Annotated in this window: 10 protein-coding genes; 7 read left to right on the top strand and 3 right to left on the bottom strand. The window is 66.8% G+C overall.

The window, feature by feature from the left end:
* Positions 1–240: 240 nt before the first annotated feature.
* The 5 genes from fba (at position 241) to BFD71_RS08795 (ending at position 5,297) form a co-directional block, all read left to right on the top strand.
* A complete protein-coding gene (gene fba / locus BFD71_RS08815) occupies positions 241–1,305 on the top strand; it encodes a class II fructose-bisphosphate aldolase (RefSeq protein ID WP_069262848.1) in 1,065 nt (354 codons plus the stop codon).
* A gap of 215 nt (positions 1,306–1,520) precedes the next feature.
* A complete protein-coding gene (locus BFD71_RS08810) occupies positions 1,521–2,411 on the top strand; it encodes a phosphoribosylaminoimidazolesuccinocarboxamide synthase (protein WP_069262847.1) in 891 nt (296 codons plus the stop codon).
* A gap of 26 nt (positions 2,412–2,437) precedes the next feature.
* Entirely contained in the window at positions 2,438–2,956 is a 519-nt protein-coding gene (gene purE / locus BFD71_RS08805; protein ID WP_028205944.1) for a 5-(carboxyamino)imidazole ribonucleotide mutase, read from the top strand.
* 56 nt (positions 2,957–3,012) lie between these two features.
* A complete protein-coding gene (locus BFD71_RS08800; protein ID WP_069262846.1) occupies positions 3,013–4,230 on the top strand; it encodes a 5-(carboxyamino)imidazole ribonucleotide synthase in 1,218 nt (405 codons plus the stop codon).
* Between the two features lie 14 nt (positions 4,231–4,244).
* On the top strand, positions 4,245–5,297 hold the full coding sequence (locus tag BFD71_RS08795) for an L-threonylcarbamoyladenylate synthase (RefSeq protein ID WP_069262964.1): 1,053 nt from the start codon (positions 4,245–4,247) through the stop codon (positions 5,295–5,297).
* Between the two features lie 97 nt (positions 5,298–5,394).
* Here the strand turns inward: BFD71_RS08795 and BFD71_RS08790 are convergent, their stop codons facing one another.
* The 3 genes from BFD71_RS08790 to dacB all read right to left on the bottom strand — a co-directional run bounded on the left by BFD71_RS08790 (position 5,395) and on the right by dacB (position 9,983).
* Positions 5,395–6,789: an SGNH/GDSL hydrolase family protein gene (locus BFD71_RS08790; protein ID WP_069262845.1), complete on the bottom strand. Its 1,395-nt coding sequence runs from the start codon at positions 6,787–6,789 to the stop codon at positions 5,395–5,397.
* 181 nt (positions 6,790–6,970) lie between these two features.
* Positions 6,971–7,945: a sterol desaturase family protein gene (locus BFD71_RS08785; protein WP_083245132.1), complete on the bottom strand. Its 975-nt coding sequence runs from the start codon at positions 7,943–7,945 to the stop codon at positions 6,971–6,973.
* A gap of 355 nt (positions 7,946–8,300) precedes the next feature.
* Positions 8,301–9,983 carry a D-alanyl-D-alanine carboxypeptidase/D-alanyl-D-alanine endopeptidase gene (gene dacB / locus BFD71_RS08780; RefSeq protein ID WP_083245131.1) on the bottom strand — a complete coding sequence of 561 codons (1,683 nt, stop codon included), beginning with the start codon at positions 9,981–9,983 and terminating at the stop codon, positions 8,301–8,303.
* Positions 9,984–10,413: 430 nt separating this feature from the next.
* On the opposite strand from dacB, the gene BFD71_RS08775 reads away from it, so the two are divergent.
* Together BFD71_RS08775 and BFD71_RS08770 are read left to right on the top strand one after the other, a co-directional pair.
* Positions 10,414–11,076, top strand: coding sequence for a response regulator (locus BFD71_RS08775; protein ID WP_069262844.1), 663 nt, complete (start codon positions 10,414–10,416; stop codon positions 11,074–11,076).
* Between the two features lie 67 nt (positions 11,077–11,143).
* Entirely contained in the window at positions 11,144–12,445 is a 1,302-nt protein-coding gene (locus tag BFD71_RS08770; RefSeq protein ID WP_069262843.1) for an ATP-binding protein, read from the top strand.
* Positions 12,446–12,543: the final 98 nt, after the last annotated feature.

Here is a 12,543-nt window from a genome sequence, read left to right as displayed (position 1 = left end):
GCCATAGAAACGGCGCACGGGCTGTCAACGCTTTTTGCATCTTCTCGCGGTTCTGACGCTCCGATACGCCAATTTCATGCCAGTTACGTGCCTGGTGCCGGGATCGGACGCGCTTCGCGATAAAATCACGCCATCGAGCCCGCGGCAGGTCACGCGGGCGGCGGCTGCCAGGCCGCCCTCGACCGGCTGCGCAAGACAGTCGGCGGCAGAAGCATTTCGTTTCAAATCAAAGGAGTAACAATGCCTCTCGTATCAATGCGTCAACTGCTGGACCACGCGGCTGAACACGGTTATGGCCTGCCCGCGTTCAACGTGAACAACCTGGAACAGGTCCAGGCGATCATGGAAGCCGCGAACCAGGTCGGTTCGCCGGTGATCATGCAGGCATCGGCCGGCGCGCGTAAGTACGCGGGTGAGCCCTTCCTGCGCCACCTGATCGAAGCCGCGGTCGAGTCGTATCCGCATATTCCGGTCGTGATGCACCAGGACCACGGCCAGTCGCCGGCAGTCTGCATGGCAGCGATCCGCAGCGGTTTCACCAGTGTGATGATGGACGGCTCGCTCGAAGCCGACGGCAAGACAGTCGCATCGTACGAGTACAACGTCGAAGTTTCGCGCAAGGTCGTCGAAATGGCGCACTCGATCGGCGTGACGGTCGAAGCGGAACTGGGCGTGCTCGGTTCGCTGGAAACGATGAAGGGCGACAAGGAAGACGGTCACGGCGCCGAAGGCACCATGACGCGCGAGCAGCTCCTGACGGACCCGGAGCAGGCCGCCGACTTTGTGAAGCTCACGCAGTGCGACGCGCTGGCCATCGCCATCGGCACCTCGCACGGCGCGTACAAGTTCTCCAAGAAGCCCACGGGCGACATTCTGTCGATCCAGCGCATCAAGGAAATCCACGCGCGCATTCCGAACACGCACCTCGTGATGCACGGTTCGTCGTCGGTGCCGCAGGAACTGCTGGCCGAGATCCGCGAATTCGGCGGCGACATGAAGGAAACGTACGGCGTGCCGGTGGAAGAGATCCAGGAAGGCATCCGTCACGGCGTGCGCAAGATCAACATCGACACTGACCTGCGTCTGGCGATCACGGGCGCGATCCGTCGCTATATGTATGAAAATCCGTCGAAGTTCGACCCGCGCGACTACCTGAAGCCGGCTCGCGAAGCCGCGAAGAAGGTGTGCCTGGACCGCTTCCTCGCGTTCGGCTGCGAAGGCCAGGCCGGCAAGATCAAGCCGGTTTCGCTCGACAAGATCGCCGAGAAGTACAAATCGGGCGAACTCGCGCAGATCGTTCGCTAAGCGAGCTTCTGTGCCGGGCGCTGTGCGCCTCGAGTAGCAAACATCGCCGTTTCCGCCTGTTTTGGGGGAACGGCGATGGGCTTTTCCGGGAAATTTGCCGGTTTTTGGTTTACCCTCGCATTACCTTCGGTTTTACGGTTTCCGCGCGCGGTTGCAACCGCGATTCTGGACCGAACCCGCCTCCGTTTCGATTGTCCTTTTAGCGAATCACGACGATGTCTACCCTCTACGAATCCACGCTCCGCTCGCTGCCGCTTCTCGGCCGCGGCAAGGTCCGCGACAACTATGCCGTGGGCAATGACAAGCTGCTGATCGTCACCACCGACCGTCTGTCGGCGTTCGACGTCATCATGGGCGAGCCGATTCCGCGCAAGGGCGAGGTGCTCAACCAGATGGCCGACTTCTGGTTCGAAAAGCTCAAGCACGTCGTGCCGAACCACCTCACGGGCGTCGCGCCTGAAACGGTGGTGGCCGCCGACGAAGTCGAGCAGGTCAAGGGCCGCGCCGTCGTGGTGAAGCGCCTCGAGCCGATCCTCGTGGAAGCCGTGGTGCGCGGCTATCTGGCCGGCAGCGGCTGGAAGGACTATCAGGCAACGGGCGCCGTGTGCGGTGTCGAACTGCCGCCGGGCCTGCAGAATGCACAAAAGCTGCCCGAGCCGATCTTCACGCCGGCAGCCAAGGCCGAAATGGGCCACCACGACGAGAACATCACGTACGAAGAGATGGAGCGCCGCATCGGCACCGAGCTCTCGCGCACCATCAAGGATATTTCGATCAAGCTGTACAAGGAAGCCGCCGACTACGCGGCCACGCGCGGCATCATCATCGCCGACACGAAGTTCGAATTCGGTCTCGACAACCACGGCCAGCTGTATCTGATGGACGAGGCGCTCACCGCCGACTCGTCGCGCTTCTGGCCGGCCGACCAGTACCAGGTGGGCTCGAACCCGCCGTCGTTCGACAAGCAGTTCGTGCGCGACTGGCTCGAAACCCAGGACTGGAAGAAGGAGCCGCCGGCACCGAAGCTGCCCGACGAAGTGATCGCCAAAACGTCGGCAAAGTATCAGGAGGCGCTCGAGCGTCTTACGGGTCAAAAGCTCGCGTGAGCGAGAAGAGGGAAAAAGGAAGCACAATGAGCGAAGTTCAGACGGCTCACCAGCATGCGGCGCCGCTCGTCGGCGTGTTGATGGGCTCCAGCTCCGACTGGGACACGATGAAGCACGCGGTCGCGATCCTGCAGGAGTTCGGCGTCGCGTACGAGGCCAAGGTGGTCTCGGCGCACCGCATGCCCGACGAGATGTTCGAGTACGCGGAAAAGGCGCGCGAGCGCGGCCTGCGCGCGATCATCGCCGGCGCGGGCGGCGCGGCGCACCTGCCGGGCATGCTGGCGGCCAAGACCACGGTGCCCGTGCTGGGCGTGCCGGCGGTCAGCAAGTATCTGAAGGGCGTGGATTCGCTCCACTCGATCGTGCAGATGCCCAAGGGCGTCCCGGTCGCGACCTTCGCCATCGGCGAGGCGGGCGCGGCCAATGCGGCGCTCTTCGCCGTCTCGATCCTGAGCGTGACCAACACCGAATACGCGAACAAGCTCGCGGCCTTCCGTGTGCGCCAGAACGAAGCGGCGCATGCCATGGTGCTGCCCCCGCTTTGATCGTCCCGCTTTGATCGTCCCCACGCGCCGCGGCCACCCCGCGGCCGACCACGAAGATGACTCCTGACAATTCACCGGTTTCACCGATCCTGCCCGGCGCCTGGCTGGGCATGGTGGGTGGCGGCCAGCTCGGCCGCATGTTCTGCTTTGCCGCGCAGGCGATGGGCTATCGCGTCGCCGTGCTCGATCCCGACGCGACGAGCCCCGCGGGCACCGTGGCCGACCGCCACATCTGCGCCGCGTACGACGACGAAGCGGCGCTCACCGAACTCGCGCGTCTGTGCGCGGCCATCTCGACCGAGTTCGAGAACGTGCCCGCGGCGAGCCTCGACACGCTCGCGAAGTCGACCTTCGTGAGCCCGGCTGGACGCTGCGTGGCGGTGGCGCAGGACCGCATCGCCGAGAAGCGCTTTATCGCGGCGGCCGGCGTGCCGGTCGCGCCGCACGTGGTGATCGAGTCGTCGCAGGCGCTCGCCGGCATCGACGACAAGACGCTCGCCGCCGTGCTGCCGGGCATTCTCAAGACCGCGCGCATGGGCTACGACGGCAAAGGCCAGATTCGTGTCTCCAACGCCGAAGAAGTGCGCGAGGCGCATGCGTCGCTCGGCGGCGTGCCGTGCGTGCTGGAAAAGCGCCTGCCGCTGAAGTTCGAGGTGAGCGCGCTGATCGCTCGCGGCACGAACGGCAAGGCCGTCGTTTATCCGCTCGCGCAGAACACGCACCGTAACGGCGTGCTCTCGCACACCATCGTGCCCGCGCCGGACGCAAGCCCGGCGCTCGTGCAGCAGGCCCAGCAGGCGGCGATCCAGATCGCGGCGAAGCTCGGCTATGTTGGCGTGCTGTGCGTGGAGTTCTTCATCCTCGAAGACGGCTCGCTCGTCGCCAACGAAATGGCGCCGCGTCCGCACAACTCGGGCCACTACACGACCGATGCGTGCGCCACGAGCCAGTTCGAGCAGCAGGTGCGCGCCATGACGGCCATGCCGCTCGGCGACACGCGCCAGCACTCGCCGGCCGTGATGCTGAACATTCTCGGCGACGTGTGGTTCCCCTGCGCCGTGGGCGAGGCGAAGCCCCAGAAGGGCGCCGCGCCCGTCACGCCGCCGTGGGACCAGGTGGCCGCGATGCCGGCCGCGCGCCTGCATCTGTACGGCAAGGAAGAAGCGCGTGCGGGCCGTAAGATGGGCCACGTGAACTTCACTGCGCCGACGCTCGACGAAGCGCGCACGGCCGCACGCGACTGCGCGCGCCTGCTGCACATCGCCACGAGCTGAGGTTGAGCCGCATCATGTCTGATCAGCAGAACGCGCCGCACGATGGCGCGCCGACTCTGACCGATGCCGACATCGAGCACGCCGCCGCGCTGCTCGACGCGGGCGAGCTGGTAGCGTTCCCGACCGAGACCGTCTATGGTCTGGGCGGCGATGCGGCGAGCCCCGAGGCAGTCGCGCGCATTTACGCGGCCAAAGGGCGGCCGGCGAACCATCCGGTGATCGTGCACTTGCCGCCCGGTGGCGACCCGCAATACTGGGCCGCTGAATGGCCCGAGGCCGCGCAAAAGCTCGTCGACGCGTTTTGGCCCGGCCCGCTCACGCTGATCGTCAAACGCCACGAACGCATTCCCGATGCCGTGAGCGGCGGTCAGGACTCGGTGGGGCTGCGCTGCCCGTCGCATCCGGTCGCGCAGCAGCTGCTGGCGGCGTTTTCTGCGCGTCGCGGCGGTCATGGCGGCGTGGCGGCGCCGTCGGCGAACCGCTTCGGCCACGTGAGCCCGACCACGGCGCAGCACGTGCGCGACGAATTCGGCGCGGCGGTGCATGTGCTCGACGGCGGCGCATGCGACGTGGGCATCGAATCGACGATTCTCGATCTCTCCCGCGGATTTCCCGCGTTGCTGCGGCCCGGCCACGTGACGCCGCACGACATCGCGCGCGTGCTGGGCGAGGCGCCGCGCTTGCCCGACGGCTCGGACGCCACGGCGCCGCGCGCCTCGGGTACGCTCAAGGCGCACTATGCGCCGCGCACGCCGCTCGCGCTGCTGCCGTTCGAGGCGCTGGAGCCGCTGCTGGCGGCAGCGCGCGATGCGGGCGAAACGGTGGCGCTCGTGGCGCGCGCCTCGCGCGCGGGCGATTGGGCGCAGGCACAGGGCGTGCACTTCGTCGCCGCGCCGGAAGAGCCGCAGGAATATGCGCGCGAGCTGTATGGCTTGCTGCGCGCGCTCGATCGCGCGAACGTCTCGCGCATTCTCATCGAGAAGCTGCCGGAGACGATCGAGTGGATCGCGGTCAATGACCGGTTGGGGCGGGCGGCGGCGGCGTTCGAGGCGCAGCAGCAGGGCTGAGCACCTTCTTTCGCGTTCAATGAAAAACACCCCACGAGCCTGACGGTTCGTGGGGTGTTTTTTCTTGCACCGGGAGGCCCGGTGCAAGCGACGCTTATCAGGGCGCCTTGCCGATGCCCGCAGCAGCCAGCTGCTTTTCGACGTACGTCGCGAACTGCGAATGCAGCGCCGTGGTCGGGTGCACGAGATCCGCGAACATGTAGGTCGTGGGCGCGTTGGCCGTCGTCAGCGTTTGCGGCGAGCAGAACAGCGAGCTGCCGAAGTTCTGGCCGTAGGCCGCGGCGTACGCGTTGATGGTGGCTTGCGGCGTCGTGGCCGGGTCCAGCCCCAACGTAGCCTTCGGATTGGCGAGCGCGTAGTTGGTCGCGCTGTTCGTCATGGCCGTGAGGTTACAGGCCGTATCCGTGTTCGTCACGGTGAAGCCGAGGCTGGCCGCGTTCGCGATCGACTGATCGAGCCACGAGAACGTATCGACCAGCACGACCTTCTTCGCCTGCACGTCGGCTGCGGTCGCCTTGATCAGCGTCAGGTTGTACATCGCCGAAATGAGCGAGAGCGCCTGGTCGGCCGAGCTCGCGGAGCCGGGCGTTGCGCCGATGGCGGCATCAGCCTTCAGCGCCGCCGGCGTCTTGCCGATGTCGGGCACCGTGACGACCGCGATCTTCGGATTGCCGGGGACGATATCCGCATGGACGAGCGCGCCCAGCGTGCCCGCTGCTGTGAGGACCGGGGCGATCGAGGCGAAGCTGGAGGCGTAGTTCGGGTTCGTGACGATACCGAGCGCGATGGCGGCGGGCACCAAGGCTGTTGCCTGCGCTTGGGTGAAGCCCGACTGCATCAGGCTCGCAACCGTGCTCTGCTGCGTCGCGGGATCGTTGACGAGCGTCGAAAACGGAGTGGCCGCGAGCGCCGCGCCGAACAACGCCAGGCCCGTGGGGCTGCCGTTAGTGGGCACGTTCAGCAGATTCAGGATTTCATTCGCGCCGCCTTCCACGAGCACGAGCTGATTCGCATTGAAGCTGCCGTGCTGCGCCAGGTACTGCTGGAGCTGCCACGTGACCGGCTGCTCGCTCGCGGCGGAGATCACGGCGCTGGTATTCGCCACGCCGCCGCCCGTCACCAGCGCGCCGCCTTGCGCGTAGTCGAGCCCGCCCGTGGCCGTGAGCGGCAGACCGAAGCCGCCTTCGAAGGCGGGCGATAGCGTGTTGCCGAAGTACTCGGACACATGCTGCGCCCAGACCTCGCCCGGGTTGGTCGTGAAGCGGCCGCCGCCGAAGCCCGGCAGAATCTGCTCCGAATACGTGCCCGCGTCTGTCAGGCTCGTGCCGAACGCCACCACCTGCATGTTGACGCCCGAGGGCGGCGGCGTGCTCGCGTTGTTGTTCCCACTGCTGCCACCACCGCAGGCGGCGAGCAGCGCAAAGGCGGCGCTCGCGGCAGCGATCTGGGTGGCGCGCAACAGCTTACGGTGTCTCGGTCCTTGATGCTTCATATTCACTTCATCTCCTCTGTGTGTGGCCTTTGATGCCATGCCTGCCTACTCATGCAACGGGTGCTCGTGGCACGAGCAGCTGCCCCGTTGTCGATGTTTTTCTCGATCGCCGGCCTTGCATGCACCCCCTGTGTGCTGCTGTCCCAGGGTCAGGGCCAAGGCCGACAGACTACGCAATCTCTCAGCTATTGCGCGACCCGAACTCACCCTCGGTGTTGTTTTCCGGCACGCCGTAGCGCGTTCCCACGGGTGTCGCCGGCGCCGTCACGGATGCGAGGCCGAGCGCGTCGTGGCGCTCGCACCAATCGGGCGGTGCGAAGAGCGCGGCGAGGCGCGAGCGCCAGTCGGGCATGCGCGCGAAGTCCCGCGCCATCGCGAGCCATTCGTGAAACGTCGCCTTGAGCGGATTGCATGACGCAAGCGGCTTGACGATGCCGTAATCGGGCGCGTCGTGTGCGTCTTCCTCGACATAGCTGCCGAACAGGCGGTCCCAGATCGCGAGCACGCCGGCGTAATTGCGGTCGATATAGCGTGCGTTACGCGCGTGATGGACGCGATGCATCGACGGCGTGTTGAATACGTATTCGAGCCAGCCGAGCTTGCCTACGGCCTGGGTATGCACGAAGAACTGAAACGCGAGATTGACGAGCACGATCGCGACGATCTGCTCCGGCGTGAAGCCGAGCATGGCGAGCGGAACCCAGAACAGCCACATGCCCGCCACGGGGTACATGAGGCTCTGGCGAAACGCCGTGGAAAGGTTCAGGCGCACCGACGAATGGTGGACGACGTGCGCGGCCCAGAGCCAGCGCACGCGATGGCTCGCGCGGTGAAACACGTAGTAGAGCAGGTCCTGCCCGATAAAGAGTGCGAACCATGCGACGAGCCCCGGCTGCCACGAAACGAGCCGGAAGTGCCGGTAGACGTAGGCATAGACGGGCACCGCGACGAGCCACGCAAGTTTGTCGGCGCCCTGGTGCATGAGCGCGAGCGCGGCGTTGCACAGCGTATCGGGCCAGGCGTAGCGGGCGCTGTCGGGGGTGGCGTTCGATGCAGTGCGCGGCCGCGTGTGGGAGAGATGCCACGCTTCCCAGCCGATGCAGGCGAGAAATACGGGGGCGAGGGCGAGCAGCAGCCATTGCGCATCGAACTGCACGAACGTCGTCCTCCTTGTCCCGTGGGCGGCGCTGGTGGACAGCGCGGCGGTTGTAGTCTCATGTCTTGTCGGCCGCGTTAGTGCGCGTTCTTACGGGCGCGCGGCTCGATTGGCGGGCGCGTATGACAGATTTTTATGACGCGCCTTCGGCCTTTGCCCGTCAGGGTACACGCCTCGCGCCCAGGACGGGCGGCGCTTTGCTAGAGGAAAGATTCGAGCCCGGCGCGCGGCGGCGCGCTCGGGTGAGGCGCACGGGGACAGGTCCGCGGCGCCCGCCCGGCGTGCACACAGCGTGCTCGCCGGGTGCAATCAGCGTGCTCCCGGCACGTGGTCAATGCGTGGTCAATGCGCGTGGTCAATGCGCGCCGCGTCGTCTGGCCGGAGTTTTGTGCGTGGCCTTCTCGCCCTTCGACGCTTTCGCCGCGCGCTTCGGATGCGGCTCGACATACACGGGCTTTTCTTCGGGCATGCCCTTGTAGACCCACTCGAGCAGCGCGTCGTGCGCGGCGCGTGCGGCCTCGGCGCGCGGATCGTTGATGAGGCTCACCACGATCCAGCTCTCGCCATTCTCGGCCGCCACGTAACCGGCGATCGCGCGCACGTCGCGCAGCGTGCCCGTCTTGATATGCGCGTTGCCTTCCACGCCTGCGTTGGTGAGGCGGTTGCGCATCGTGCCGTCCACGCCGACGATCGGCAGCGAGTCGATGAACACCTGCGCGACCGGGCTCGCGTTCGCGTTCTGCAGCAGGTTGGCGAGCGAGAGCGCGCTGACGTGCTCTTCGCGCGAGAGGCCGCAGCCGTTGTCGAGCACGAGTTCGGGCATGTTCAGGCCGCTGCGCCGCAGGTACGTATTGACGGCCGTGGCGGCCTTGGCCGTAGTCGCAGGCGCTTTGCCCTCGACGGCGCCGAGCGTGAGGAACAGGTTGCGCGCCATCACGTTGTTGCTGAACTTGTTGATGTCGTGCACGACGTCCGAGAGCGGCGGGCTCTGGTGCACGGCGAGCAGACGTGCGCGCGGCGGCACGACGCCTTCGCGCACCGCGCCAGACGGCGTGGCGAAGAGGCTGCTGCCCGTTTGCTGCCAGAGGGCGAGGAAGCCGTCCGCGAAGAACGTGCTGTGGTCCACGGGCGCGGCCATGTTGAGCGTGCGCTCGCCGCAGCGCATGGCGTAGCTGCCCGCGAAGCTCGCGGTGACGACGCCGTTGCCGCCCGGCGAAACCTGCGGGCTCGGCAGCATGCCGCCGCACGCGCCGGCGCGCTCGCGGATCTGGTTGTCGATTTGCCACTGCGCAACGGGCGGCACCACATCGATCGACACCCCCTCGCGGGAGGGCAAGAACGTGAACGAGACCGACTTGAACGCGTACATCAGCGGATCGGGGCCGACGTTGTAGGGCGCGCTGTCGTCGCCGTCGAACGAGGGCAGGTCGCGCGTGGACGGATCGAACTCGCTCTTGTCGAGCACGAGTGCGCCGTCGATGCGCGCGACGCCCGCGGCGCGAATCTTCTGCACGAGGTCGATCAGCTCTTCGGGCACGAGCTTCGGGTCGCCGGTGCCCTTGATATAGAGGTTGCCGTGCAGCGTGCCGCTCGCATCGACTTCGCCGTCGGTATAGGCGCTCGTTTTCCAGCGATAGTCGGGACCGAGCATCGCGAGGCCGCTCCACGTCGTGACGAGTTTCATCGTCGAGGCGGGCATCATCGGCTGGCCGGCATTCACGGCGACGCTCGGCTGGCGGTCGCCGACCTTTTCGATCACCACGCTGACCGACGAGAGCGGCACGTGTGCGCGCTCGAGGCCTGCCATCACGGTGGGCGGCAGCACCGTGGTCACGTTGACCGTGGGAATGCGCGCGCCTTCGGGCTGCGCGTACGCGGCCGGCGCGGCGGCGAAGCCCGCGGCGAGCGCGGCGCAGGCGAGCATGAGGGCGAGCGGTCGAGGCAGGCGCGCAGTGGCGGCGGTGCGATGCGTGCGGTTGGAGCGCGAGGCAGGCAGTCTGAGCAAAGAGCGTAGGCGGGACAGCGAAGCGGGCAGCATGAAAAGCGTTCGGGCGAGTGCAGGGGCGGTGCTTGGGCCGGGCGCGGCGCACGGAAAGAGGGGACTCACCGGTGCTGCGCGCGGGCGCGAAAATCAGGGCGGCGTGTGATTCTCGGTGCGCGCGCGATGCGCTCGCTTGAACGTACTGTACAAGCCTGCACGCGCGCATCGCGGCCGAATCACGAGTGGAGCGCCGCAAAAGCGCACATTGTAAAGACCTCGCGCCGCGTGCGCGCATTGCCGCAAGAAAACGTTGCACATTGCGTGGCGTGATTCAAACACTGCCGATAATGTGCCCATGCCGCGCGCCATTGCCTCGCGACCGGCTGCGTGCCGCAGCGGCGCGGCGCCCCTGTTCAGGCGCTAGAATGCTCGCATCCTCATCCACTCACGCAGCGCGGCGCAGCAGCGCCGCCCGGCCAATATTACGATGCGCATACTGCTAGTCGAAGATGACCGCATGATCGCCGAAGGCGTGCGCAAGGCGCTGCGCGGCGAAGGCTTCGCGGTCGACTGGGTCGAAGACGGCGACGCCGCCCTCTCGGCCGCGAGCGCGGATTCTTACGATCTCATGCTGCTCGATCTCGGATTGCCGCGGCGCGACGGTCTCGACGTGCTGCGCACGCTACGCGCGCGCGGCGCGGCACTGCCCGTGCTGATCCTCACGGCGCGCGACGCCGTGGCCGATCGCGTGAAGGGTCTCGACGCCGGTGCGGACGACTACCTCATCAAGCCCTTCGATCTCGATGAACTGGGCGCACGCATGCGAGCGCTGATCCGCCGCCAGGCGGGCCGCAGCGATTCGACCATCCGCCACGGCTCGATCACGCTCGATCCGGCTTCGCACCAGGTCACCCAGGACGGTTCGCCCGTCGCGCTCTCGGCGCGCGAATTCGCGCTGCTCGAAGCGCTGCTCGCGCGACCGGGCGCGGTGCTCTCGAAATCCCAGCTCGAAGAGAAGATGTACGGATGGGGCGAGGAGATCGGCAGCAATACCGTCGAGGTCTATATTCACGCGCTGCGCAAGAAGCTCGGGGCCGACCTGATCCGCAACGTGCGCGGCCTCGGCTACATGATCTCCAAAGACACATGAAGCAGGTAATCAAGTGCGTAAGCGCCAAAGCGCTAGCTCCGGATCGACAGGGAGACCCCGTTAGCCGATGAGTTCCATCCGACGACAACTGCTGTTCTGGCTGCTCGCGATCGTCGTCGCGGGCGTTGGGCTCGCGGGCTGGCTGATCTACCGCCAGGCGCTCGCCGAAGCCAACGAGCTGTTCGACTACCAGCTGCAGGAAATCGCCGAGGCGCTGCCCTCCGAGCCATTCAACGAGATCCTCAGTTCGCGCGACACGGGCGACGAAGGCATCGTGCTGCAGATCTGGAATCGCAACGGCGTGCTCATGTACTACTCGCATCCGCGTGCGCCGCTCGCGCCGCGTGCGGAACTCGGCTTTTCGACGGAGCGCACCGACCGCGGCGACTGGCGCGTGTACGGCGCGATCGTCGGCGACAACGTCGTGCAGCTCGCGCAGCCCGTTTCCGTGCGCAACCGTCTCGCCGCGAACGTCGCGTTGCGCACGCTCTGGCCGCTCATCGTGGTGCTGCCGTTTCTCGGCATCGCGGTCTGGATCATGGTGGGGCGTGGGCTCAGGCCGCTCTCGCGCGTTGCGCGCGCGCTCGACACGCGTCATCCCGAAGCGCTCGATCCGCTGCCCGAAGAGCGTCTGCCGCGCGAAGTCACGCCGCTCGTGCATGCGTTGAACGCGCTGCTCGAACGCCTCGCGCAAGCCATCGACACACAGAAGGCCTTCGTCGCCGACGCTGCACACGAGTTGCGCACGCCGCTGGCGGCCGTGCAGATCCAGGCGCAACTCGTTGCGCGCGCAAAGGATGACGAAACGCGTCGCGAAGCGCTCGTCGATCTGCAGGCGGGCGTGACGCGCGCCACGCGTCTTGCCGAGCAGCTGCTCGCCCTCGCGCGCTCCGAACCCGACGGTCACGCGCGCGCGCAGAACGTCGATCTGCATGCGCTGCTCGATGATTGCGTGCTCAACCATGCGCCGCTCGCGCAGCAGCGCGGCGTCGATCTCGGCATCGAGGAAAGCGCGGCGGCGAGCGTGCATGGCGACGCCGATGCATTGCGCGTGATGCTCAACAACCTGCTCGACAACGCGACCAAGTACACGCCCGCGGGCGGCCGCGTGGACGTGAGCCTCGCCGTCGTCGACGGGCGTGCGCACGTGCGCATCGCGGACAGCGGGCCGGGCATCCCGGAAGAGGAGCGCGCGCGCGTGTTCGATCGCTTTTATCGCGTGGGCGCAGGCGCGAATCGCGCGCGCACCGATATCGCCGGCACGGGACTCGGGCTCGCTATCGTGCGCCGAATCGCGGATCAGCACGACGCGACCATCACACTCGGCGATTCGCCCGCAGGCGGCCTGCTCGTGGACGTGCGGTTCTGACTCCGAATCGCCCGCAAATGCCCGCCGCGCGGGCGTTTGCGCGATTATTGCGATTTCCGCGTACTTAAGACTCCTTTAAGCGACACGGCTTACTCTTC

It is taken from the genome of Paraburkholderia nodosa (assembly GCF_001718195.1).
Lineage (GTDB): Bacteria > Pseudomonadota > Gammaproteobacteria > Burkholderiales > Burkholderiaceae > Paraburkholderia > Paraburkholderia nodosa_A.
The sequence above is the reverse complement of the archived record's forward strand: the minus strand, read 5'-3'. Positions and strand labels throughout refer to the sequence as shown.

Bases quoted from the DNA above. Each gene is read 5' to 3' on its own strand.
- fba (WP_069262848.1), top strand. From the start codon at position 241: ATGCCTCTCGTATCAATGCGTCAACTGCTGGACCACGCGGCTGAACAC.
- BFD71_RS08810 (WP_069262847.1), top strand. From the start codon at position 1,521: ATGTCTACCCTCTACGAATCCACGCTCCGCTCGCTGCCGCTTCTCGGC.
- purE (WP_028205944.1), top strand. From the start codon at position 2,438: ATGAGCGAAGTTCAGACGGCTCACCAGCATGCGGCGCCGCTCGTCGGC.
- BFD71_RS08800 (WP_069262846.1), top strand. From the start codon at position 3,013: ATGACTCCTGACAATTCACCGGTTTCACCGATCCTGCCCGGCGCCTGG.
- BFD71_RS08795 (WP_069262964.1), top strand. From the start codon at position 4,245: ATGTCTGATCAGCAGAACGCGCCGCACGATGGCGCGCCGACTCTGACC.
- BFD71_RS08790 (WP_069262845.1), bottom strand. From the start codon at position 6,789: ATGAAGCATCAAGGACCGAGACACCGTAAGCTGTTGCGCGCCACCCAG.
- dacB (WP_083245131.1), bottom strand. From the start codon at position 9,983: ATGCTGCCCGCTTCGCTGTCCCGCCTACGCTCTTTGCTCAGACTGCCT.
- BFD71_RS08775 (WP_069262844.1), top strand. From the start codon at position 10,414: ATGCGCATACTGCTAGTCGAAGATGACCGCATGATCGCCGAAGGCGTG.
- BFD71_RS08770 (WP_069262843.1), top strand. From the start codon at position 11,144: ATGAGTTCCATCCGACGACAACTGCTGTTCTGGCTGCTCGCGATCGTC.